The organism is Streptomyces sp. NPDC052910 (assembly GCF_055585605.1).
Genome location: NZ_JBVJJR010000005.1, coordinates 14007 through 37136, shown reverse-complemented (window position 1 = coordinate 37136; position 23130 = coordinate 14007). Strand labels below are relative to the sequence as shown.

Here is a 23130-nt window from a genome sequence, read left to right as displayed (position 1 = left end):
CGGTCCGTGCACCCCGCATACAGTGGGGTGCATGACCACTCACGACCGGACCGCCGAGTCCGGTGCGGCCGGCATACCCGGCAAGCCGACCTCGGCCTCCCGCACGACCCTGTCCCACATCATGACCGCGAGCGACACGAACCTCCTGGGGACCGTGCACGGCGGAGTGATCATGAAACTGGTGGACGACGTCGCGGGGGCGGTCGCCGGACGGCACTCCGGCGGCCCCGCGGTGACCGCGTCCATGGACGAGATGGCCTTCCTGGAGCCGGTCCGCGTCGGCGACCTCGTCCACGTCCAGGCGCAGTGCAACTGGACCGGACGCTCCTCGATGGAGGTCGGCGTCCGCGTCATGGCCGAGCGCTGGAACGAGTCCGCGCCGGCCGTGCAGGTCGGCAGCGCGTACCTCGTCTTCGCGGCCGTGGACGAGGAGGGCAAGCCGCGGCCCGTACCGCCGGTGATCCCCGAGACCGAGAAGGACCGGCGGCGCTACCAGGAGGCGCAGATCCGGCGCACGCACCGGCTCGCCCGCCGCCGCGCGATCAAGGAGCTTCGGATGAACCGGGCGGCGGAGGGCCTGAAGGACTGAGCCCCGGTCCCTCTCCCGAAGAAGGGCGCCCCCTCAGCCTGTCCGGCGCTTGCCGACGGGCGGCGGAGCCGCGATCGGGGTCCGGAGCGGAGCCCCGGGAGACGGCGAAGCGGTGGTGCCCCCTTTGGGGGAGGCACCGGGACACCCCCCGGCGCTCAGCCGTCGCACACCGCCCGGTCCCCCGTGACCACCTCCCGCTCCCCGGGCGACGCGGCCTGCGGCTCCGGCCCACGCACCGGCCGTACCCCTACGAAATCCGCGCCCAGTGTCACCTGCATCAGCGGCCCCTGACCCGGCACCGGCCGCAGCTCGGCGCCCGGCAGGGCCGCCGCCAGGGCGCGGGCGGAGCGGTCCCAGCGCGGGTCGAAGGCGATCACCGTGCGCAGGGCGGTCGGCGGTGGGGCCTCGGCCGGCAGGCCGGTGGTGAGGAAGCCCGCGGCCCGCAGCGCCGCGTCGGTGTCGTGGCCGAGCTCGGGACGGCCGGAGCCGTTGAGGATCTGGACGCCGATCCGCCCGGGCGGCACGTCGACGGGCGCCGGGCTCGCGTCCGTCACGGCGGGGCCGGGCGTGGCTTCGGGGGCCGTCGTGGCGGTGACCGTCCCGACCGGCCCCAGGGCGGCGGCTCCCACGGGAGCGGTGGGGGGCGCGGTCGCCCCGCCGGGAGCCGGTGCCGGGGACGGCCCGGGCGTGCCCGCCGGCCGGGGCGAGGCGCCGTCCGCCGGGGACGCGGGACCGTTCACGGGACCGGGAGACGGCACCGCCATCCCGCCCGCCGCCCCGCCCGGACGCTTTCCGTCCGCTTCCGCGGATTCCGCCGGAGCCTCACTCGGACGCCCCCCGAGCGAGGCCAGCGGCCGGTCCGCCCGCAGCGCCCGGAACAGCGGGCCCGCCGCGTCCTCGTCCCACCGGACGGTCGACCCGACCCCGGGCACCGGGAAGTCGACGGACGCGATCGGCACCGACGTGAACTCCGTCGCGGCCGGCCGGAGCCCCCGCAGGGTCCGGCCCAGCTCGACCAGTTCCGTCCCGGCGAAGCCGCGGTCCGCGCTGACCGAGCCCAGCAGGGCGGCGACGACCCGGCGGAACACCGGCGGGTCGAGGAGGACGCCGCTGCTCGTCGCCCGCTGGAGCAGGGAGGCGACGAAGCGCTGCTGGCGGCGCATCCGGCCGAGGTCGGCGCTGGCGTCGAGGTGCCGGGCGCGGACGTACTGCAGGGCCTGCCCGCCGTCGAGCGTGCTGGTCCCGGCGGGCAGGTCGAGCCCGCTGTGGTCGTCCCGGAGCGGTTCCTCGGTGCAGACGCGTACGCCGCCCAGCAGGTCGACGGTGCGCATGAAGCCGGTGAAGTCGATCTCCAGGTAGTGGTCGACGTGCACGCCGGTGAGCTGCTCGACGGCCCGGACGGTCAGCGCCGGGCCGCCCTCCGCGTAGGCCGCGTTGAGCTTCTGCGGATGGGCCGGGTGGAACGCGCCGGACGCGTCGGTGCGGTCGGGCAGGACGGTGTACGTGTCGCGGGGGAGGCTGACGACGGACGCCCGGTCGCGGCCCTGGGAGAAGTGGACCAGCATCATCGTGTCCGTGCAGTGGCAGGGGTCGCCGCCCAGGTGGTAGCGGGTGCGCTGGTCCTCGGTGAGGTCGTCGCGGCCGTCGGTGCCCACCACCAGGACGGTGGTGCCGTGGCCCGTGCGGGGGCGGTGGGAGAGCCCGGCGAAGGGGTCGACGCGGCGGATGCCCCGGTCGATGCCGTGCACCACCGCGTGCCCGGCGCCGCCGGCGACGAGGATGACGAGGGCGAGCGCGGTGGCGATGCGCAGTCCCCAGCGGGGCCGGTGCGGGGCACCGTGCCGGCCCCGGTCCGGGCGGGGGGCGCTGTCCGGTTCTGGCACTTCGTGACCTCCGCGACAGGCTGGGATCACCCCCGGCGCGGCAGGGGGAGCGAACCGGGTCACCGTAGGCCGATACGATCAACGGTCCGCGCTTCCACGCCGTCCGGCCCCCGTCCGCCACCCGGGCGGCGCGGGTCCGTGTCCCCCGTTCGCGGTAACGTGGCCGACGCTTCCGTCCGCCGCGGGGTGAACCCCTGACCCCCGTACTTCCGAGGAACCATGCCAGAGCAGCAGCCGCCCGCAGTTTCCGTGATCATGCCGGTGCTCAACGAGGAGCGTCATCTGCGCACCTCCGTGCGGCACATCCTCGAGCAGGACTACGCCGGCGAGCTGGAGGTGGTGATCGCCCTCGGTCCGTCCGCCGACCGTACGGACGAGATCGCCGCCGAGCTCGTCCGCGAGGACCCGCGTGTGCACACCGTGCCCAACCCGACGGGCCGTACCCCCGCCGCCCTGAACGCGGCGATCAAGGCGTCGCGTCATCCGATCGTGGTGCGGGTGGACGGGCACGGCATGCTGTCCCCCGACTACATCAAGACGGCGGTGCGGCTGCTGGACGAGACGGGCGCGCAGAACGTCGGCGGCATCATGCACGCCGAGGGGGAGAACGACTGGGAGCGGGCCGTCGCCGCCGCCATGACCTCGAAGATCGGGGTCGGCAACGCGGCGTTCCACACCGGCGGTGAGGCCGGCCCGGCCGAGACCGTCTATCTGGGCGTCTTCCGGCGCGAGGCGCTGGAGCGGCAGGGCGGGTACAACGAGGAGTTCATCCGCGCCCAGGACTGGGAGCTGAACTTCCGCATCCGTGAGGCGGGCGGGCTGATCTGGTTCTCGCCGGAGCTCAAGGTCTCGTACCGCCCCCGGCCGAGCGTGCGGGCGCTGGCCAAGCAGTACAAGGACTACGGCCGCTGGCGGCACGTCGTCGCCCGCTTCCACAAGGGCTCGATCAACCTGCGCTACCTGGCGCCGCCGACCGCCGTCGTCGCCATCGCGGCCGGGCTCGTGGCCGGCGTCGCGGTGACGCCGTGGGCGCTGGTCGTCCCCGGCGGCTACCTGGCGGCGATCGTCGCCGGCTCGGTGCCCGCGGGCAAGGGGCTGCCGGCCAAGGCCCGGGTGCGCATCCCCGTGGCGCTGGCGACCATGCACATGTCGTGGGGCTTCGGCTTCCTCACCAGCCCGCGGTCGCTCGCGAAGCGCGTCATCGCCAGCCGCCGGCCGGCGGTCCGGGCGTAGCCCGGGCGCGTCGGACGCTGCGGGAAGGGCCGCCTCTGTGGGACAGAGGCGGCCCTTCCGCTTTTCGCGGGACCGCTTTTCGCGGGACCGTTTTTCGCGGGACCGTCAGAAGCGGTTCAGCGGGTTGACCTCCATGCAGGCGGACCGGTCGTCGCCGTTGAGCGGGTCGGCGCTCTCCGGGGCCTTGTTGTCGTTCCGGTCCTTGTCGCCCTGGCCCTTCTTCGGGTCCTTCTCGTCCCCGGCGTCGGGCTTGCTCCCGCCGGTCTTCTTCCCGTTCGCCTTCCCGTCGGACGTGCCGCCCGCCTTGGCGGCGTCGCCCTTCGCGTCCGCCGGCTTCGGGTACGTGTCGCCCTCGCGCCAGTCGCCGCCGATCACCAGCGTCACCTGTTCCGCCGACGGGGACAGCCGTACGGCGTCCTCCGGCAGGCCGAGCGCCTTGGCCACGGCCAGGGCGTCGGCGCGCTGCGTCTGCTTCGGGTAGGTGATCGTGGTGTCGGCCTGGGCGCGCGGGGTGGAGTCCGACGTCGCCTTGGCGAAGCCCTGCTTGACGAGGTACGACGCGATGTCGGATCCCCGGCCGGTGGCGGGCGGGAGGACGGCGGTGCCGGTGCCGTTGAAGACGGTGACGGCGATGCGGTCCTTGGCGACCTTGGCGCCCTTCCTGCCCGCGTCCTTGGCCTCCGTCGGCTCGGGCTTCCTCTTGTCCTTGCCGTCCAGCGCGATGTCGTTGCGGACCAGCGAGAACAGCTTGTCGGCGTCGCCTGCCTTGGGAATGACGTGGGCGTCCGGGTCCTGCGGGTCCTGCACCCAGGGCATGGTGGTCATGGTGATCCGGGCGGACGGCACCCGCTTGATGTCGTTGCCGAGGTCGTAGAGCTTCTTGACCGAGCCCAGGTCCTTGTCGACGGTCAGCGCCTTGGTGGCCGCCTCGGCGAGGTCGGTGAGCTGCCCGGGGTCGCTGAGCCGGCTGCCGGACTTCAACTGACGGACCATCGAGTTCATGTAAAGGTGCTGGGCGTGGGTGCGGCCGATGTCGCTGCCGTCCTCGAAGCCGTGCCGGGTGCGCAGCCACTGGAGGGCCTGCTCGCCCTTGATGGTGTGCGTGCCCTTCTCCAGCCGCAGCCCCGACTTGTCGTCGCGGATGTTGCTCTTCACGCAGACCGGTACGCCGCCCACCGCGTCGGCCATGCTCACCACGCCCGCGAAGTCGATCATCATGAAGTGGTCGACGGGGATGCCGGTGAGCTCCTCCCAGGTGGCCACGGTGCAGCCGGGACCGCCGTTCTGGAGGCTGGTGTTGATGATCTGGCTGCTCGTCTCCTGGTAGACCTTGCCGTCGGCCGGGTCGGTGCACTTGGGGATGGTCACGCGGGTGTCGCGGGGGACGCTGACGACCGACATGTTGCTGCGGTCGGCGGAGACGTGGACCAGCATCTGCACGTCGGCGAGGGCCGGCCGGTCGGCGTCCTCGCGGGCGCCGCCGAGGTTCTGGTTCTCCTTGCTGCTCCGGCTGTCGGACCCCAGGAGGAGGATGTTGAGGGGCCGCTGGCCCGCCGCGTTGGGGACGCTCCGGTCGAGCTGCTTGTCGCCGAGGTTGAGCTTGCTCTTGCGGATGTTGCCGTTGAGGTGCTGGTAGTAGAAGTAGCCCGCTCCCGACGCTCCGAGGACGAGGACCGCGAGGGAGAGCGCGGCCCAGCGGACTATTCGGATCGCGCGGCGCCGCGGCGGTCTGCCGCCGCCCGAGGCGCGGCCGGACGCGGCGTCATTACCACCGCCCCGACCGGCCTTTGCCGCCGCGGCGGGAGCGCCCTCGCCGGCCGCCTCCTCCGCGCGCGTCTCGTCGGTGCCCGCTTTCTGCTTTCCCCCGGTTTCGGCCTTTTCTTCCCCCCGTAGACCGTTGAGCCGCATTGGGCCTCCCCCTGAATGGTGCGCACGGCCCGCAGGGCAGGTGCGTTACCTGGTGACTCTGTTACCGGGTAGTGAGATGCACAAGTGTGTTCGCAGGATTCACTTCGCGCAGACGTTCTTGTCGGCTTCGATCCGCTGGATGTCCTTGGGCGCCTGCTTGGGGGCCTTCGGCGGGGTGACCGGGACCCCGGCGCCCTTGAAGTCCGCGCCCAGGGTGAGCGTCATGTCGGCAAGCGGGGCCGCGTCCTTGCCGGTCTGATGGAGGGCGTCGGCCGGCAGGCCCATGGCCTCCGCCAGGCTGCGGGCCTGGTCGGCCTGGTTGGGGGCGAACTCCAGGATGGTCTTGGGGATCTTCTTGCCGCCGGGCCCCGCGTTGCCGCCGTTGCCCGCGTGCGCCATCCCCTTGGTGTTCTGCATCCAGACGACGGTCTCCTGGGCCGCGCCCAGCTTGCCGCTGCCGTTGAGCACCTTGACGCGGACCTTGGCCGGCTCCGCCTTGGGACCCTTGAGGAGGGCCGCCTGCTTGGCGTCCTTCTCCTTCTCGGCGGCCTGCTCCTTGTCCTTGGCGGCCTTCTCCTTGCGCTTGACCTCGGTGAGGGAGACGTCCTCCCGGACCATGGCGAGCAGGGGTTCGGCCTTCGTCTCGTCCAGGAGGACCGTCTTGTGGTACTTGCCGTCGGCCGGGTTGTCCTTCACCGGCAGCGTGGCGAAGGTGATGTTCTTCAGGTTCACCTTGCTGAGTTCCTTGGCCAGGCTGGTGAGCTTGGAGATGGACCCTATGCCGGTGTCGACGGTGAGCGACTTGGTGGCCGCGTTGCTGAGGTCGTAGAGCTTCTTGGGGTTGGTGAGGGTGTCGTCCGACTTCATCTTGCGCATCATCGAACCCAGGAACTGCTGCTGGAGCTTGATGCGGTCCAGGTCGCTCTCGAAACCGAAGCTGTGCCGGGTGCGGACGAACGCCAGGGCCTGCTCGCCCTCGATCTCGTGCTTGCCCGCGGAGAGCTTGAGGTGCGACTTGGGGTCGTTGACGTCCTTGCCGACGCACACCTCGACACCCCCCACCGCCGAGGAGAGCGACTTGACGGCGTTGAAGTCGGCCATCATGAAGTGACTGACCTTGAGGCCGGTGATCTTCTCGACCGTGCGCCAGGTGCAGCCCGGGTCGCGGTCTCCCTGACCCAGGCTCTCGTTGAAGCGCACGTTCTTGGAGCCGGGGATGGTGCGGGTGGTGCCGTCCTTCTTGGTCGGGCACTCGGGGATGTCGATCACCATGTCGCGCGGGATGGAGATCACCGTCGCGTTGGTGCGGTCCTCGGAGACGTGGAAGAGGAGCGTGGTGTCGGCGTGGCCGACGCTCCCGTTGTCGCCGTAGCCGGTGTTGCCCTTGCCCGACCGCTTGTCCGTGCCGATCAGCAGGATGTTGACCGGGCCTTCAGGCACGGCCTCGTTGTCGACGCCGACGTCGACCTTCTCGATGTTGCCGTTGAGGTGCTGATAGAGGAGATACGCGCCCAGCGAGCCGCCCACCAGCAGGAAGGCCAGGGTGCCGCCGGTCCACAGCAGGACCTTCTTCTTCGCGCTCTTCTTCGGCTTCGGCTTGCGGCGCCCCGTGGCCGCGGCCGCGGCCGTGGCCTTGCCGGCCCGCCGGCCACCGCGCTGCTCCGGCAGCGGGCGCCCGCCGCTCCGCGCGCCCGGCGCGGGCTTCTTCCGGGGGCCGGGCGTGGGGCCCGTCGCGGTGCCGGACACGGCACCCGGCGGATTGCCGCCGGCGGGATTGGACCGCGCCCCGGCGGGGGAGACATGTCCGGGGACAGGGCCCGACGTGTCGGAGGGGTCCAGGCGCAGCTCGTAGCTGCCGGTCTTGGGGTCGAACACCCACTGGTCGGCGGGGTCGATGCCGTCCGCCCGCCCACGGCCTTGCGCGTCCACGGTCGCTTGAGTCCTCCGTCGGTGCCACGCGGCGCCTGTCCCCGAGGCGCTCGGTCATGTCGTCTTGCGGTGCGCGGGTCACCGGCCGTGCGCACCGGACCGCTCACACTATCCGCCCAGTTCAGCGGCTAGCGACGTCAGTGACAAATCACGCACCCCTACAACTGGGCAATCCGCCCCATCTCTTCGCCGGAGTGCCGCCCCCGACGGTTTCGCCGGGGCGAAAAGTCCGATCGTACCCCCGTCGCCGTCAGCCGCAGATGCCGCGGGCCGCCGTGGTCCCCTCGTAGGTGGGGGGAGCGGCGGGCGAGGGGGTGGCGGAGGCGGGCGGTGAGGGGTCCGCCAGGGGGGCCTCGGAGGGCTCGGAATCGCGGGGCGGAGCGGCGTGTTTGCCGTCGGCCGGGCGGACGTGCGGGGTGACGGGCACCGGCCGGTCGTGCCGTAGCAGCTCGAACAACTGGTCCGCTTCCGGCTGCACCAACTCGTCCCGGTCCGCGTTGTACTGGTAGGGCCGGCGGGGCACGGTCAGGAACTGGACGTGGTCGGTGGGGATGTTGCGTACCGTGCGCACCAGGTCGTACATCTTGCGGAGCGAGTCCAGGCCGGAGTCCGTGGTGAGGGACTTCGTGGCCGCGTCGAGCACGGGGTAGAGCCGGGTGGGGTTGAGGAGCACTCCGTCGCTGCGCATCTCCTGGAACAAAGCCCCCAGGAATTCCTGCTGCCGGCCCATGCGTTCGGTGTCGCTGCCGTCGCCGAGGCCGTACCGGGCGCGGACGTAGCCGAGGGCCGCCTCGCCGTGCAGCACCTGCCGCCCGGCGGGCAGCTTCAGCCGGGCCTCGGGATCGTCCATCGGCCGCTTCAGGCAGACCTCGACGCCGTCGACCGCGTCCACCAGCCGTTTGAAGCTGGTGAAGTCCACGATGATGTGGTGGTCGACGCGGACGCGGGTGATGTTCTCCAGCGTGCGGATGGTGCAGGCGGCGCCGGCGTCCTCGAAGGCCCAGTTGAACTGGGCGAAATGCTCGTTGGTGTAGCTTCCGTCCGGTTTCCGGCACTTCGGGATCTTCGCCATCAGGTCGCGGGGCATGCTGACGGCCGTCGCGCTCTTCCGGTCGGCGGCCAGGTGCAGCAGGATCGTGGTGTCCGAGCGCTGGGTGCCGCTGTCCGCGCCGTACTTGCCGTTCTCGGCGCCGCTGCGGCTGTCGGAGCCGATGATCAGGATGTTCTGGGCGCCCGCGACCAGCGCGGTGGGGCGTTCCCGTTCGTACCGCGCCAGCTCGTCGGCCGTCCGGGTGTCCGTGGTGATGTTGCCGTCGAGCCGCTCGTAGAGCACCCAGGTCAGCGTCGTCGCCGCGATCAGCAGCACCACCAGCCCCAGCAGCAGCCGGCGCACCCAGCGGCGCCGGCGCCGTGGCACGCGGGAGCCGCCGTCCGGGGCCGGGCCGCCGGGGCTGTCGGGCCCGGACGACCCGGGCGGTCCGGACGGCCGGAGAGGTGCGCCTGAGCTGTGGGCCACGGCTGCGCGACTCCCTCCGGGGCGGGTCTCGGGGTGCCTACCCGTCGATCATCGCTCCGAAGTGGCGACCCGGCAGCGTCAGAGGGCCGTCACGGTGACGCGTTCGCTCGCCCGGCGCTGTGTGAGGGCCTCTTCGGAGAGCCGGTCGAGGTGCCGGCAGAGCACCACCGAGGCGTCCGTGGCCAGCGGGGCGTAGAGGCCGGCGGCGAGGCCGTCCCAGGTGTCGTACGACAGTCCGGACAGCAGCCGCGCACCGGGCTCCAGCCCCCGCCGGGCCGCGACCTCGCGCGCCTGTTCGACGACCTGTGCGCCCGTCAGCTCCCGGCCGTACACGGCGAGCGCCGGAGCCTGCGGGTCCACCGGGGCGTACGGGACGAAACGGTCGCCCTGACCGGGAACCTCGACCGCGTAGTCGAGGAAGCCCTCCGGCGGCTGCGGGAAGCGCCCGCCCAGCGGGCGCAGGGCGAGCGCCACACGCTCCCCGGAGCAGGCGCGCGCCTCCTCCAGTCGGTCCGGGCCGCTCACCACGAGGTCGGCCGCGGCGGGGTCGCCGCCCACCTCGGCCACCACCCCGACGGAGGAACAGGCGAGCAGCCAGACGGCGGTCTGCCAGTGGGCGGGGAGGAGCAGCGCGAGGCGGTCGCCGGGTTCGGCGGCGAGATCACCCTGGAGCAGATTGGCGGTCTTGGCCACCCAATTGGCGAAGGTGGCCACGGACAGTTCCACGCGTTCGCCGGTGGCGTCGTCGTAGAAGGTCACGAGCGGGCGCGACGGGTCCGCGGCGAGGGCGGAACGCAGCAGGTCGGCGGGGGTGCGGTCGGTGGCGTTCATCCCCGGAAGGGTACGCCGGGCGGGGCGTGACGGTCAGTCGGACGGGCCTGCCGCGAGGGGCTTCGAGGGCCGACAGGCCGTCACCCGATGAATGGACAGGTTTGTTCGGGTATGCGCAGGATCTGTGTCATGCGTGGATTCCTCGTCACCTCGGCGGTCACCGCCTGTGCCGCCACCTTGACCCTGCCCGTCATCGGCGCGCCCGGTGCGGCCTCCGCGCCCGCCCGCCCGGCCGCGGCCCCGCCGGAGTTCCCCGCCGCCGCTCCACCCCGGGCCCCGGCCCCGGCACAGGCCCCGTCCGCCGCCCGGGGGCAGATCCCGGGGGCGACGTACTCGCTGCCCCTCGTCCCGCTGGGGACCGCGGACGGCACCGAGACCGCCGCGCACGGCAGGACATGGGCGCAGGCGGCCGGGTCCGGGGCCCGGGGCCTGCGGCCGCAGCGGGTGAGACCCTTCTCGCTGGTCGGCATCGTCTGGGACGACGTGGGGGCCGAGCTCCGCGGCCGGGCCCAGGTCCGTACCCGGGCCCTGGGCGCCCGGACCTGGTCCGCGTGGCAGGACGTCCAGGTCCAGGACCACGACCGGCCCGACCTCGGCACCGTCGAGGCCCGGTCCGGCGTCCGGGGGGCCACCGCGCCGCTCTGGGTCGGGGCCTCGGACGCCATCGAGGTACGGGTCCGGCCGGACGCCCCGGCCGGGCGGCGGCCACAGGCCACGCTGCCGCGCGGACTGCGCGCCGAACTCGTGGACCCCGGCTCCGCACCGGCCGCCCGGACCCGCACCCGCGCGCTGGCCCCCGCCCCCGACGACGAGGAGCGCGCCACCTCCGCGGTCAACGCCCCGCTCGCCCCGCTGGGCGCCCACGAGATCCCCGCCGCCGCCCAGCGGCCCACCGCCAAGGAGGTCGCCGCCCTCACGGCCGTCGCGCCGGGCGCCAGTGTCAGCTCCAACGACACCGGGGACGGCGGGGACGGCGGCTACGGCGCCGGCGGGACGGGCGGCGCCGGCGACCGGTTCGGACCGGAGGAGGACGCCGCGGCGGCGGACGGCACGACCGAGGGCGCCGAGGGTGCCGCCGAACCCGCGCGGCCCCCGGCGGAGCCCCAGGGCGCCGAACCCGGCCGGCCGGGCGGGCCCGCCGACGGCAGGGACCCCGGCGACACCTCCGCCGACGCGGCGGACGCCAACGGCGTCGTCGACTCGGCCGCGGACGACGACACCGACGCGGACACCGGCGTCGCCTACGCCGGGCACGCCGGCCCGCGCCCGCGCATCGTCACCCGGGCCGGCTGGGGCGCCGACGAGTCACTGCGGGAGAAGGGCTTCGTCTACACCAAGAAGGTGAAGGCGGCCTTCGTCCACCACACCGCCTCCGGCAACGGGTACTCCTGCGCCCAGTCCGCCTCCGTCATCCGAGGTATCTACCGCTATCACGTCGTCAGCAGCGGCTGGCGGGACATCGGCTACAACTTCCTCATCGACAAGTGCGGCACCGTCTACGAGGGCCGGGCGGGCGGGGTGGCAAAGCCCGTCAAGGGCGCCCATACTCTCGGTTTCAATACGAACAGCATGGGGATCGCGGTGCTCGGCACCTACGGGAAGACCAGCCCGGCCACGGCCGCGGTCAACGCCGTGGCCGCCCTCACCGCCTGGAAGCTCGGCCTGTACAACGCCAACCCCCGCGGCACCACGACCCTGGTGTCGGCCGGCGGGAACCTCTTCAAGAAGGGGGCGAAGGTCAAACTCAAGGTCATCTCCGGTCACCGCGACGGCTACTCCACCGAATGCCCCGGCGACCGCCTCTACGGCAAGCTCGGCGCCGCGCGCAGCACCGCGGCCCGGCTCCAGGGCCGCTGACCGGCCCCGTCCCGCACCCGGATCCGCCACGGCGGGACCGCATCGCCAGGACCGTAGCGGAGGCGCACCGTCCGCTCAGTCCGCACCGTCTGCATACACTGGCCGCCGTTCACGGCCCGGCCCCACCAGGAAGCAGAGACGAACACGTTGACTGAACCGCATCAGCCGCCTCCGCGCGAAGCGATCCTCCTGGTCGGCGGCAAGGGGACCCGGCTGCGTCCGCTCACCGTGCACACGCCCAAACCCATGGTCCCGGCGGCGGGAGTGCCCTTCCTCACCCACCAACTGGCCCGGGCCCGGGCGGCGGGCATCGAGCACATCGTGCTCGCCACCTCCTACCTGGCCGAGGTCTTCGAACCGTACTTCGGCGACGGCTCGGCGCTGGGCCTGCACCTGGAGTACGTCACCGAGGTCGAGCCCCTGGGCACCGGCGGCGCCATCCGCAACGTCGCCCACCGGCTGCACTCCGGCCCCGACGACCCCGTGCTCATCTTCAACGGCGACATCCTCACCGGCCTCGACATCGAGGCCCTGATCTCCACCCACCGCACGGCGGGCGCGGACGTCTCCCTCCACCTCACCCGGGTGACGGACCCGCGGGCGTACGGCCTCGTCCCCACCGACGAGAACGGCCGCGTCACGGCCTTCCTGGAGAAGCCCCAGACGCCCGAGGAGATCGTCACGGACCAGATCAACGCCGGTGCCTACGTCTTCAACCGGTCCGTGATCGACACCATCCCGGCCGGCCGCCCGGTCTCCGTCGAGCGCGAGACCTTCCCCGGCCTGCTGGCCGACGGCGCCCACCTGCACGGCATGGTCGACTCCACCTACTGGCTGGACCTGGGCACCCCCCAGGCGTTCGTCCGCGGCTCCGCCGACCTCGTCCTCGGCCGCGCCCCCTCCCCGGCGGTCCCCGGCCGCTGCGGCGAGCGGCTGGTGCTGCCCACCGCCGAGGTCGCCCCCGACGCCAAGCTCATGGGCGGCACCGTGATCGGCGCCGGCGCCCGGGTCGAACCCGGCGCCCGGGTCGACGGCAGCACGGTCCTCGACGGCGCCGTCATCGAGGCGGGCGCCTCCGTCCGCGACTCCCTCGTGGGCGCCGGCGCGCGCGTCGGAGCGCGCACGGTCCTGGACGGCGCGGTCGTCGGCGACCACGCGGAGATCGGCCCCGACAACGAGTTCCGGGCGGGCGCCCGAGTGTGGTGCGACGCGCGGATCCCGCGCGGCGCGGTGCGCTTCTCGTCGGACCAGTAGCCGCAACCACACGGCGTTACCCTGGCCGGATGGCCACCCGCACCTGGGCCCCGCCGGGCCCCCTCGACCTGGGACGCACCCTCGGCGTCCTGGCGCGCGGCCCCGGCGACCCCGCGTACCGCGTGGCCCCCGACGGCGCCGTCTGGCGCGCCAGCCGCACCCCCGAGGGCCCCGGCACCATCCGGATCGCCGCACGCGCCGGCGAGGTGCGCGCCGAGGCGTGGGGCCCGGGCGCCGACCGGCTCCTGGACACCCTCCCCACGCTCCTCGGCGCGGACGACGACCCCACCGCGTTCACCCCCCGCCACCGCCTCCTGCACGAGGCCCACCGCCGCCACCCCGGCCTGCGGCTGGCCCGCACCGGGCTGGTGCTGGAGTCGCTGATCCCCTCCATCCTGGAACAGAAGGTCACCAGCGACGAGGCGTACCGCGCCTGGCGGCTCCTCCTCCAACGGCACGGCGACCCCGCGCCGGGCCCCGCCGACGGGCCCGCCGGCCGCATGCGCGTTATGCCCGACGCCCGCGCCTGGGCCCTGCTCCCCTCCTGGGAATGGCACCGGGCCGGCGTCGACGGCAAGCGCTCGGCGACCGTCGTCCGCGCCGCCCGCGTGGCCGCCCGCCTGGAAGAAGCCGCGACGATGGACGCCGACAAGGCCGCCGCCCGCCTCCAGGCCGTGCCCGGCATCGGCCCCTGGACGGCGGCGGAGACCCTCCAGCGCAGCAACGGCGCCCCGGACGCCGTGACCGTCGGCGACCTCCACCTGCCCAAGACGATCGGCTACGCGCTCGCCGGCGCCCGCGGCACCGACGACGCCGGCATGCTCGCGCTCCTCGCCCCCTATGCCGGGCAGCGGCACCGGGCCTGCCGCCTCGTCCTCCTCACGGGGGTGCGCCCGGAGCGGCGGGCGCCGCGCTTCTCGGTGAACGACATCAGGCACCTGTAGCCATCCAGCCCGTCCGGCGCTTCGGGCAGCGCGCGGCGCTCACCCACCCTGTCCGGTGTCCGAGGACGCCGGCCCCCACCAGCCCGCCCGGCGCTGCGGGCAGCGCGTGCGGCGCTCACCCACCCACCCCCGCCACCCAGCCCGTCCGGCGCTTGAGGACGCGCGCCGCGGGCGCGCTCGGGGGGTGCGGGGGCGCAGCCCCTGCGAGAAACGGTGAAAGGGCGGGACCGGGGCACCGCCCCCCACCCACCGGCCCGCTGTCCCGGACACCGTCAGGGAGTGAACGCCGCGTGGGCCGGGGGAAGTGGCCCCAACCCCGCCCTTTCACCGTTTCTCGCGGGGGCCGGCCCCCGCACCCCCGAAGCACCCTCCGGGCGCTGTCCTCAAACGCCGGACGGGCTGGTGGTGGCGGGCGCCGCCTTGAAAACGCCGGAAGGGCTGGGTGGGGGCGGGCGCCGGCCCAGCCAACGTCCGGCAGGACAGGCTGACAAGCGAGGTGGCGGCGGGCGCCGCCCCGAACCCGGACGGGCTGGGTGGGGGGTGGGCGCCGGCCCCCGGCCAACGCCCGACGGGACGGGCCGCCAAGCGAGCGAGCCGCGCGCAGCGCTACCGCACCACCACGAACGCGTCAGCCTCCCGCTCCGCCCGCTCCCGGGGAGCCGCCGCAGGACGCCCCACGGCGATGGCCCCCATCGGATCCCAGTCCGCCGGTAGGCCGAGGACGTCACGGACGACGTCCGGGCAGAACATCGTGGACGACACCCACGCCGACCCCAACCGCTCACCCGCCAGCGCGACCAGGAAGTTCTGGACGCCGGCTCCCATGGCGACGACGAACATCTCGCGTTCGGCCGCGGCCCGCCGCGGGTCCGGGTACGTGTGGGAGCCGTCCATGACCAGGCACGGCACCACCAGGTAGGGCGCGTTGCGCAGGACGTCGCCGCGCCGGACGCGCTTGGCGACGCTCTCCTCGGAGCGGCCGTCGGCGCGCAGGTCGGTGATCCAGGCGTCGCGCATGGCGTCGAGCAGCCGCAGCCGGGACTCCTCGGACTCGAGGAGGACGAAGCGCCAGGGGGTGGTGTGGTGCGGCGCGGGGGCGGTGAGGGCCGCGGCGACCGCGCGGCGGACGGCGCCCGGGTCCACCGGGGCGTCGGTGAACTCCCGTACGGTGCGCCGCAGCCGGACCGCCTCCCGGACGGCCTCGGAGGTGCCGAGCCGGAACATGTCGTCCGCGCCGGAGCGGACCAGCGCCCGCGCGCCCGGCGTGTCCTCGGAGCCGGACACGACGTGCGGCAGACCGCGGACCACCGCCACCGGAAGCCCGGCCGCCTTGCCCTTCACCAGGTCGCCGGCGGCGGCGAGTTCGTCGGCGGTGGCGACGACGGTGGCCGTCAGCGGATTGCCGTGCGCGTCGGTGCCGCCGCGCAGGTCGTCGAGGACGCGCACCCCGGCCGCGCCGATCGCCATGTCCGTCAGACCGGCGCGCCAGGCCCGCCCGGCGGTGTCGGTGACGATCACGCCGACGTCCACGCCGAGGGTGTCCCGCAGCCCGGCGCGCAGCGCGCGGGCGGAGGCGTCCGGGTCCTCGGGGAGCAGGAGGATCGTGCCCTCGGGGGTGTTGGAGGCGTCGACGCCCGCGGCGGCCATGACGAGGCCGAGCCGGTTCTCGACGATGCGCAGCGTGCCGCGCCGGGCCACGAGCCGTACGGTCTCGGCGTCGATCGCCGCCTCGCGGTCGGGTGCCTCGGCGACGCGTCCCTCGGCCTTGCTGACGATCTTGGAGGTGACGAGCAGGACGTCGCCGTCGGCCAGCCCGGGCAGCCCCTCGGCGGTGGCCGCCGCGGCGACGAGCTTGACCAGGTCGTCGCCGGGCCGGACCTCCGGCAGTCCGGGCAGGGCCCAGACCCGGTACGCGGGCGCCTCGGTCACGCGCGCACCTCCTCGGCCAGGGCGAGTGCCTCGGCGGCCATCCGCGCGGTGGCCGGGACGTCCGTCATCATCAGCGGGACGGCACGGCAGCGGATGCCGGCGGCCTCCACCTCGGCGGTCCGCGCCGCGTCGACCGTGTCGACCAGCCAGCCGTCGATCAGGCCGGAGCCGTAGTGCCGGGCGACGGCCGAGGCCGTGGACTCGACGCCGACGGCCGCCAGCACCTTGTCGGCCATGCCGCGCACCGGCGCGTCGCCGACGATGGGCGAGAGCCCGACGACCGGCGCGTCCGCCGCCGCGACGGCCTCCCGGATCCCGGGCACGGAGAGGATGGAGCCGACGCTGACGACCGGGTTGGACGGCGGGAAGAGGATGACGTCGGCCGCGCCGATGGCCTCCAGCACGCCGGGTGCCGGCTTCGCCTGCTCCGCGCCGACGGGGATGATCGCGTGTGCGGGCACCTGGGCGCGCAGCCGCACCCAGTACTCCTGGAAGTGCACGGCCTTGCGCGCGCCCTCCGTGCCGTCCGGGTCGTCGATCATGACGTGGGTCTCGACGCGGTCGTCGCTCATCGGCAGCAGCCGCACGCCCGGCTTCCACCGCTCGCACAGCGCCTCGGTGACGGCGCTGAGCGGGTAGCCGGCGGCGAGCATCTGCGTGCGGACGATGTGCGTGGCGAAGTCGCGGTCGCCCAGCCCGAACCACTCGGGGCCGACGCCGTAGGCGGCCAGTTCCCCCTTCACGGCGAAGGTCTCGTCGGCGCGGCCCCACCCCTGCTCCTCGTGGATGCCGCCGCCGAGCGTGTACATCACCGTGTCGAGGTCGGGACAGACCTTGAGGCCGAAGAGGTGGATGTCGTCACCGGTGTTGCCGATGACGGTGATGTCCGCGTCCGGGGCTGCTGATGTCAGGCCGCGGAGGAAGCGGGCGCCCCCGATCCCGCCGGCCAGAACCACAATGCGCTGCATGCGGGCCAGTCTGTCAGCCCCGTCCGGCGCCTCGGAGGGGTGGTGCGGCGGGACGTCACCGGACGGGCGCGGCGGCCGGGCGGCCCTCCGTGACGCCGAGCGGGCGGTGGCGGGGCATCTCGGTGAGGCCGGGGGAGTAGACGTGGAGGCTGACGGCCGGTTCGAGGGAGTCGTTGACGACCTCATGGGCGTACCCGGGGGCGAAGACCCGCTGGTCGCCCTCGCCGAGGCGGCGCCGGACGGTGGCCCCGGACACCTCCTGGAGCTCGGTCAGCGCGCCCTGGAGGACGGTGAGCACGCCGGAGGAGCGCCCGTGGCCGTGCGGCCCGCTGCCCTGGCCGGGCACCCAGCTCAGCAGCCACACCTCGTAGCCGGGGCCGGTGCGCAGCCGGTGGTACCAGCGGGTGACGGCGTCGTAGCGGACCAGTGGGGACCAGGCCGCGCGGTCGGCGGCGATGCGCCGGGCCAGCCCGGCGAACTCGGCGACCGTGGCGGGGTGGGCGGCCGGCGGCGGCATGAGGTGGGGGACGGCGAGCGGGTCGCCGGCGATCTGGACGTCGCTGTTCATGAGCGGGGTTCCTCGACGGGTGGCGGGAGCGGGAGGCGCGGGGCCGGAGGGCGGAGGGTGCGGACGGTCACGCGGACGGCGCGACGGTCACGCGTACGGCGTGACGGCCGGACCGTGCGGTGACGGGTCCGGTCGCGGGAGGGCGGGGCAGGCGAACGCGAGCGGGAGCGCGCGCGGACGCGCGCGGGAGGAAGCTCGGGAAAGCCGGTGAGAAAAAGGGGTCAGCCGGAGCTCTGGGGCATCAACAGCTAGAACAGCGACAGCGCGCCTGGGCGGCACAGCGCGACCCGTAGGAACGGGTCAGGCCGGGAATCCCCGGGACGGACGTCCGGGCGGACGTCGGGGAGGGTGCGGTCGCGAGCATGCTCACAAGGAGACCGGCATCCGCTGTGCCATGTCAACCGGATGTCCGGTTTGATGCCAATCTTTCACCTCATCCGGTAGCGGAGATCGGAGAAAGGTTTGTCTCGTGGGGTTGCGGGACAGTCGCCCGGCATCCTGGTGTTCAAACATCGCCCGGTGACGGGTGGTGCAACTGGACGGTCGCCCCTCGCGTCCCCCCTTGAAGACAAGGGAGTCGCGGGACGGCTGTGGCTGACGAGAGGTGTGTCCACTCTTGTGGTGGTTTGGCAACTTTCCGCTCGGCCTTGGTTCCGCAGAGTGAATAAGGGGCTCAATAGCAGATCTCGGCTTGACTGGCCCGGATCGGCGCACTTGTAATTTCACTCGTGTCGTTCTGCCGTACCTCATCACGGCAGCATCACGGGGACGCAATGACAGACGAGGGGCGCACATGACCGAGCTGTTTCAGCAACTGCTGGTCGAGGAGGCGGACGAGGAGCTCGGCTGGCAGGAGCGCGCGTTGTGCGCCCAGACCGATCCCGAGTCCTTCTTCCCCGAAAAAGGCGGATCGACCCGCGAGGCCAAGAAGGTCTGCCTCGCCTGCGAAGTCCGCTCCGAATGCCTCGAATACGCACTCGCCAACGACGAACGCTTCGGCATCTGGGGCGGCTTGTCCGAGCGCGAACGCCGCCGCCTGAAGAAGGCCGCGGTCTGATCCCGCGTCACCTCCGGCGCACCGCCTGAACGGCGCCTCTCGGGCGTCACCGGCCGAGCGCCATCCACCGCGGCGCCGCGGCTCCGGACGCCGCGTCGCTCCCGGCATCTGACGCCGGGTCACCATCGGGCCGTCCCGTCGAGGCCCGCCGCCGCCCGCGAGCCGCACCGGTCGCGTGCCGGCCTCCCGCCGACTCCCGATCGCCGGTCCTCGGCCGCCGGTCGACCACCGCCGCACGCCGGTCGCCGAACGCGACGCCCACCGGTCCGCCGGGCGCCCGGCCTCGCCGGATCCCACCAGGTCTCCGCCGGCTCGACGGCCGCTATCCCGCGGCTCCCGCCGAGCCCGGCGCGCCGCCATGGCCGCGGTCCGCTGCCCGCCGCCCGTCCGCCGCCGCCTCCCGAACGCCCGCCGTACGTCTGTCGTACGCCCGTCATACGTCCGACGTCAGCGGTACGAGCCGTACGCGCCGGAGCCACCGCCCCCACCCCCCCTCTCCCCCCTTCCCCACGCCTCCCCACGCCTCCGCGCCCAGCCGGTCCGTCGCCGCACCCACGGGCACCCTCACCGCCCGCGCTCCGCCTTCCCCTGAGCCCGTCGTGCGCAGCCGCCACCCCCCGTCGAACGCCTGCTCGCACCACACACGGCCGTCGTCCACACCCCGTCCCAAGGAGGCGGAGCGCCCCGTTCCCAGCCACTAGGGTGGGGTGCCGTCCGAGACGGCCGACGCCCCTCGGGCGCACCGTCCACCGCAGTCCAGCACCGCGGCCGAACCGGGAGCGGCACCCGCCCCCGCCCGGCCGCCACCGGCCGGAGGGCCCGTACCCGATGTCCGCGCACAGCGATCCGCCGGCCCACCACCCGGCACCCCCCGCGTTCGACCTCACCCACCCCCCGGCGTTCCCCCGCCACGTCGTCACCGCCGTGCTCGTGGCCCACGACGGCGCCCGCTGGCTGCCCGACGCGCTCGCCGGACTGCTCGGCCAGGAGCGGCCCGTCCAGCGGGCCGTCGCCGCCGACACCGGCAGTGACGACGACTCGGCCCGGCTGCTCGCCGACGCGCTCGGTGCCGACCGCGTCCTGCACCTCGCCCGCCGCGCCGGTTTCGGCACCGCCGTCGACGAGGCGGTCCGCGCGACCCCCGCGCCCACCGCCGACGACCTCCCGTACCTCGCCGGCTCCAGCGGCTGGGACCCCGTCAGCCGCACCTGGCGCGACGACCAGCACGACCCGTACGGGTCCCCGGACGCCCACGACCGCGACGCCGAACCCGTCCAGTGGCTGTGGCTGCTGCACGACGACTGCGCCCCCGAACCGGGCGCCCTCCGCGAACTGCTGCGCGTCGCCGACCAGGAGATCGCCGCCGGCCGGCCCGCCGCCGTCCTCGGGCCCAAGCTGCGGAGCTGGTACGACCGCCGGCAGCTCCTCGAAGTGGGCGTCACCATCGCCCGCGGCGGCCGCCGCTGGACCGGCCTCGACCGCCGCGAGCAGGACCAGGGCCAGCACGACCACGTGCGGTCCGTCCTCTCCGTCTCCACCGCGGGCATGCTCGTCCGGCGGGACGTCTGGGAGGCGCTCGGCGGCTTCGACCCCCGGCTGCCCCTGATGCGCGACGACGTCGACTTCTGCTGGCGCGCCCACGCGGCCGGACACCGTGTCCTCGTCGCCCCCGACGCCGTCCTCCGGCACGCCGAGGCCGCCTCCCGCGAGCGCCGTCCCGTCGACTGCGTGGGACGCCGGCCGGCCTCCCCGCACCGCGTCGACAAGGCGGGCGCCGTCTACGCCCTGCTCGCCAACACCCGGGGCCCGGCCCTTCCCTACGTGCTCCTGCGGGTCGTCCTGGGGACCCTGCTGAGCGCCCTCGGCCACCTCGTCGGCAAGGTCCCCGGCCAGGCACTCGACGAGCTCACCGGCCTGGGCGCGGTGCTGCTGCGCCCCGGCCGGGTCCGCGCCGCCCGGAGACGCCGCGCGGCGGCCGTCGACGCCAAGGAGCTGCGGCCCCTCTTCCCCCCGCCGGGCGCCACCCTGAGGGTCGTGTTCGAGCAGCTCACGGCCTTCTTCGGCGGCCGCTCCGACCCCGAGTCGAGGTCGGCGGGGCGGCACGGCGCCGTCGAGTCCGGGCCCGGCGGCGACGAGGCGGACTTCCTGGAGATCGAGCAGTTCGCCCGGCTGCGGCGGATCGCCCGCAAGCCCGCGCCCGTCCTCTTCGCCGCCCTGCTGCTGGTCTCCGTCGTCGCCTGCCGCGGGCTGTACGGCGGCGGCGCGCTGTCCGGCGGTGCCCTGCTGCCCGCGCCGGAGGGCGCGTCCGACCTGTGGTCGCGGTACGCGGCCGGCTGGCACGCCGTCGGCACCGGCGGCACCACCGGAGCCCCGCCGTACCTCGCCGTGCTCGCCGCCCTGTCGACGCTGCTCCTCGGCTCGCCGGACCTCGCCGTCACCCTGCTGCTGGTCTGCTCGGTGCCGCTGGCCGGACTGACCGCCTACTTCGCCTCCCGCCCGCTGGCCGGTTCCCGGTCGCTGCGGGCCTGGGGCAGCGTCGCCTACGCGTTCCTGCCCGCCGTCACCGGCGCCCTCGCGACGGGCCGACTGGGCACCGCCGTCCTCGCGGTCCTGCTTCCGCTCGTCGCCCGAGCCGCCGTCGCGGCCGGCGGGTTCCGCTCGCCGGGCGCCCGGCCCGTGTGGCGGGCCGTCTGGACGTACGCCCTCCTCCTGACCGTCGGCACCGCGTTCACGCCGCTGGTCTGGCCGCTCGCCGTGGTCCTCGGCCTCGGCGTCCTGGCGCTGCGCGCCCGGGGCGGCGGCCTCGTCCCGCACGCGCTCGCCCTGCTCGCCGTCGCGGCCACCCCGGTGGTCGTCCTGGCGCCCTGGTCGTTCGGGCTGTTCGCCGACCCCGGCCGGTTCCTCGCCCAGGCGGGGACGGAGTACGGCGGCGGCACCACCACGCCGTGGCACCTGCTCGCCGGAGACCCCGGCGGGCCCGGGACCTCCGGGGGGTTGCTGTTCGCCGGCGTCCTGCTCGCCGCGCTCGGCGCGCTGCTCCGCGCCGACCGGCGGGCCGCGGTGGGCACCGCCTGGACGGTCGCGCTCGCCGGGCTGCTCTGCGCGGCGCTCGTCAACCACACGGCCTGGGCCGGGCCCGCCCTGCTCGTGTACGGCCTGGCGCTGACCGCCGCCGCCGTGGTCGGCGCCGAGGGGGCCCGGGAGCGGGTCGCCGCCCGGAGCTTCGGCTGGCGGCAGCCCGTCGCGGGGCTCGTCGCCCTCGCCGCGGCGGCGGGCCCGCTCGTCGCCGCCGTCGGCTGGGCGGCCGGCGGCGCCGGCGGGCCGCTGGAGCGGCGGGACCCCGTGCAGGTCCCGGCGTTCGTCGCCGAGGCGGCGACCACCCGCGACCGCGCTCGCACCCTGGTCCTCGCCCCGGAACCGGGCCACACCGCCCACGTCGCCTACGCGCTCGTGCGCGGCTCCGGGATCCGACTGGGCGACGACGCGGTGGCCCCGGGCCGGGACGCGCGGCTGGACTCCGTCGTCGCCGGCCTCGTCGCCGGCTCCGGCGCCGACCAGGCCGCCCGTCTCGCCGACTACGCCGTGGGCTTCGTCCTGGTCCGCGACGGCGCCGCCCGGGACCTCGGGACCGCCCTGGACGCCACCCCCGGCCTCACCCGGCTCAGCCAGGAGGGACGGACCGCCCTGTGGCGGGTCGACCGGCCGGTCTCCCGGCTGAGCGTCGTCACCGAGGGCGCCGGCCCGGTGGCCGTCCCCTCCGGGCCCGTAGGGGCCCGGGCCACGATCCCCGCCGGGAAGGACGGCCGGGTGCTGCGCCTCGCGGACCGGGCCGCGCCCGGCTGGCGGGCCACCCTCGACGGACGGTCCCTGCCGCGCGTCACCCTCGACGGCTGGGCGCAGGGCTTCCGGCTCCCGGCCGCCGGCGGCCGGCTGACGCTCTCCTACGAGACGCCCGCCGCCCGGACCGCCTGGGTGTGGACACAGGGGCTGCTCGCGGCCGTCCTGGTCGTCCTCGCGCTGCCGGGCCGCCGCCGGCAGATCGACGACGACCTGCCCGACGCGGTGGTCCCCGCGGCGGTGCCCGTGGACCTGCCCGCGCAGGCGCCGGCCGGCGAGGGCCGCCGGGCCCGCCGGCTGCGGGCCGCCGCCGAGGGACGGGAGGCCCCGGCGGGGGAGGGCGGCCCGGCCGCGCCCGAGCCGGTGTCGGCCGACCCGTACGAGCAGCCCTCGGCGGACCCGTACGCCGTGGCGGACCCCTACGCCGCGGTGCCCGCCCCCCAGTACGCCCAGGGGGCGGCGGACGGCGGCTGGGACGCCGCCTCCCACGACCCCTACGGGTCGTACGGGTCGTACGGGTCCTCCTCCAGGTACCCGCCGCCCTGTCCGGAAGGGCCGGGCGGGCCGGGCGGTTACGCCGACGCGTACCCGGGGCCGGGCCACCAGGCCGCCCCCGGCGCCTACCAGGACGCGTCCGGACAGGACGTCCCCTACGCCTCCGGCCCCTACGGCGTCCACGACCCGTACGGGTACGGCGGACCGAGCCACGACACGACGCACGACGGCGGCCGCGGCCTGCGCCGCGACGGGAGTGACCAGCGGTGAAGCGCGAGCGGGCAGCGGGAAAGCGGGAGCGGTCGAAGCGCGAGCGGCCGACGGCGCGGCGC

General features: G+C 74.9%; 15 protein-coding genes. 7 read left to right on the top strand and 8 right to left on the bottom strand.

What is annotated here, in order from left to right:
• Positions 1-31 precede the first annotated feature (31 nt).
• Complete coding sequence (locus ACZ6X9_RS19365) at positions 32-589, top strand: acyl-CoA thioesterase (protein ID WP_469779226.1); 558 nt, start codon at positions 32-34, stop codon at positions 587-589.
• A 155-nt stretch (positions 590-744) separates the two neighbouring features.
• Here the strand turns inward: ACZ6X9_RS19365 and ACZ6X9_RS19360 are convergent, their stop codons facing one another.
• A complete protein-coding gene (locus ACZ6X9_RS19360; protein ID WP_469779225.1) occupies positions 745-2472 on the bottom strand; it encodes an LCP family protein in 1728 nt (575 codons plus the stop codon).
• Positions 2473-2691: 219 nt separating this feature from the next.
• Here ACZ6X9_RS19360 and ACZ6X9_RS19355 point away from each other — a divergent pair, with 219 nt between their 5' ends.
• On the top strand, positions 2692-3705 hold the full coding sequence (locus ACZ6X9_RS19355; protein ID WP_469779224.1) for a glycosyltransferase family 2 protein: 1014 nt from the start codon (positions 2692-2694) through the stop codon (positions 3703-3705).
• A 105-nt stretch (positions 3706-3810) separates the two neighbouring features.
• Here ACZ6X9_RS19355 and ACZ6X9_RS19350 read toward each other — a convergent pair whose 3' ends face one another.
• The 4 genes from ACZ6X9_RS19350 to ACZ6X9_RS19335 all read right to left on the bottom strand — a co-directional run bounded on the left by ACZ6X9_RS19350 (position 3811) and on the right by ACZ6X9_RS19335 (position 9889).
• Positions 3811-5613 carry an LCP family protein gene (locus ACZ6X9_RS19350; protein ID WP_469779223.1) on the bottom strand — a complete coding sequence of 601 codons (1803 nt, stop codon included), beginning with the start codon at positions 5611-5613 and terminating at the stop codon, positions 3811-3813.
• Between the two features lie 99 nt (positions 5614-5712).
• A complete protein-coding gene (locus ACZ6X9_RS19345; RefSeq protein WP_469779222.1) occupies positions 5713-7542 on the bottom strand; it encodes an LCP family protein in 1830 nt (609 codons plus the stop codon).
• Positions 7543-7792: 250 nt separating this feature from the next.
• Positions 7793-8959 carry an LCP family protein gene (locus ACZ6X9_RS19340; RefSeq protein WP_469779221.1) on the bottom strand — a complete coding sequence of 389 codons (1167 nt, stop codon included), beginning with the start codon at positions 8957-8959 and terminating at the stop codon, positions 7793-7795.
• Between the two features lie 177 nt (positions 8960-9136).
• Complete coding sequence (locus tag ACZ6X9_RS19335) at positions 9137-9889, bottom strand: TIGR03089 family protein (protein ID WP_469779220.1); 753 nt, start codon at positions 9887-9889, stop codon at positions 9137-9139.
• 129 nt (positions 9890-10018) lie between these two features.
• On the opposite strand from ACZ6X9_RS19335, the gene ACZ6X9_RS19330 reads away from it, so the two are divergent.
• From ACZ6X9_RS19330 to ACZ6X9_RS19320, 3 genes are all read left to right on the top strand, one after another.
• Entirely contained in the window at positions 10019-11746 is a 1728-nt protein-coding gene (locus ACZ6X9_RS19330) for a peptidoglycan recognition protein family protein (RefSeq protein ID WP_469779219.1), read from the top strand.
• Between the two features lie 147 nt (positions 11747-11893).
• Positions 11894-13000: a mannose-1-phosphate guanylyltransferase gene (manB, locus tag ACZ6X9_RS19325; RefSeq protein WP_469779218.1), complete on the top strand. Its 1107-nt coding sequence runs from the start codon at positions 11894-11896 to the stop codon at positions 12998-13000.
• A gap of 29 nt (positions 13001-13029) precedes the next feature.
• The gene (locus ACZ6X9_RS19320) at positions 13030-13944 is read left to right on the top strand and encodes a DNA-3-methyladenine glycosylase family protein (protein ID WP_469779217.1); all 915 of its coding nucleotides are present in this window, start codon (positions 13030-13032) and stop codon (positions 13942-13944) included.
• 606 nt (positions 13945-14550) lie between these two features.
• On the opposite strand, the gene ACZ6X9_RS19315 is transcribed toward ACZ6X9_RS19320, so the two are convergent.
• Genes ACZ6X9_RS19315 through ACZ6X9_RS19305 form a run of 3 tightly spaced genes read right to left on the bottom strand, consistent with a single transcriptional unit; the run spans position 14551 to position 17409 of the window.
• Complete coding sequence (locus ACZ6X9_RS19315) at positions 14551-15873, bottom strand: coenzyme F420-0:L-glutamate ligase (RefSeq protein ID WP_469779216.1); 1323 nt, start codon at positions 15871-15873, stop codon at positions 14551-14553.
• Positions 15870-16841 (bottom strand): 2-phospho-L-lactate transferase, encoded by a 972-nt coding sequence (gene cofD / locus ACZ6X9_RS19310; RefSeq protein ID WP_469779215.1) that lies wholly within the window; start codon positions 16839-16841, stop codon positions 15870-15872. Before cofD ends, ACZ6X9_RS19315 begins: the two co-directional genes overlap by 4 nt.
• Before the next feature lie 55 nt (positions 16842-16896).
• Complete coding sequence (locus ACZ6X9_RS19305; protein ID WP_469779214.1) at positions 16897-17409, bottom strand: cysteine dioxygenase; 513 nt, start codon at positions 17407-17409, stop codon at positions 16897-16899.
• A gap of 793 nt (positions 17410-18202) precedes the next feature.
• Here ACZ6X9_RS19305 and ACZ6X9_RS19300 point away from each other — a divergent pair.
• Together ACZ6X9_RS19300 and ACZ6X9_RS19295 are read left to right on the top strand one after the other, a co-directional pair.
• Entirely contained in the window at positions 18203-18466 is a 264-nt protein-coding gene (locus tag ACZ6X9_RS19300; RefSeq protein WP_004952403.1) for a WhiB family transcriptional regulator, read from the top strand.
• Between the two features lie 828 nt (positions 18467-19294).
• A complete protein-coding gene (locus tag ACZ6X9_RS19295; RefSeq protein WP_469779213.1) occupies positions 19295-23068 on the top strand; it encodes a glycosyltransferase in 3774 nt (1257 codons plus the stop codon).
• The last annotated feature ends 62 nt before the right edge of the window (positions 23069-23130 follow it).

Bases quoted from the DNA above. Each gene is read 5' to 3' on its own strand.
- ACZ6X9_RS19365 (WP_469779226.1), top strand. From the start codon at position 32: ATGACCACTCACGACCGGACCGCCGAGTCCGGTGCGGCCGGCATACCC.
- ACZ6X9_RS19355 (WP_469779224.1), top strand. From the start codon at position 2,692: ATGCCAGAGCAGCAGCCGCCCGCAGTTTCCGTGATCATGCCGGTGCTC.
- ACZ6X9_RS19350 (WP_469779223.1), bottom strand. From the start codon at position 5,613: ATGCGGCTCAACGGTCTACGGGGGGAAGAAAAGGCCGAAACCGGGGGA.
- ACZ6X9_RS19335 (WP_469779220.1), bottom strand. From the start codon at position 9,889: ATGAACGCCACCGACCGCACCCCCGCCGACCTGCTGCGTTCCGCCCTC.
- ACZ6X9_RS19330 (WP_469779219.1), top strand. From the start codon at position 10,019: ATGCGTGGATTCCTCGTCACCTCGGCGGTCACCGCCTGTGCCGCCACC.
- ACZ6X9_RS19320 (WP_469779217.1), top strand. From the start codon at position 13,030: ATGGCCACCCGCACCTGGGCCCCGCCGGGCCCCCTCGACCTGGGACGC.
- cofD (WP_469779215.1), bottom strand. From the start codon at position 16,841: ATGCAGCGCATTGTGGTTCTGGCCGGCGGGATCGGGGGCGCCCGCTTC.
- ACZ6X9_RS19305 (WP_469779214.1), bottom strand. From the start codon at position 17,409: ATGAACAGCGACGTCCAGATCGCCGGCGACCCGCTCGCCGTCCCCCAC.
- ACZ6X9_RS19300 (WP_004952403.1), top strand. From the start codon at position 18,203: ATGACCGAGCTGTTTCAGCAACTGCTGGTCGAGGAGGCGGACGAGGAG.
- ACZ6X9_RS19295 (WP_469779213.1), top strand. From the start codon at position 19,295: ATGTCCGCGCACAGCGATCCGCCGGCCCACCACCCGGCACCCCCCGCG.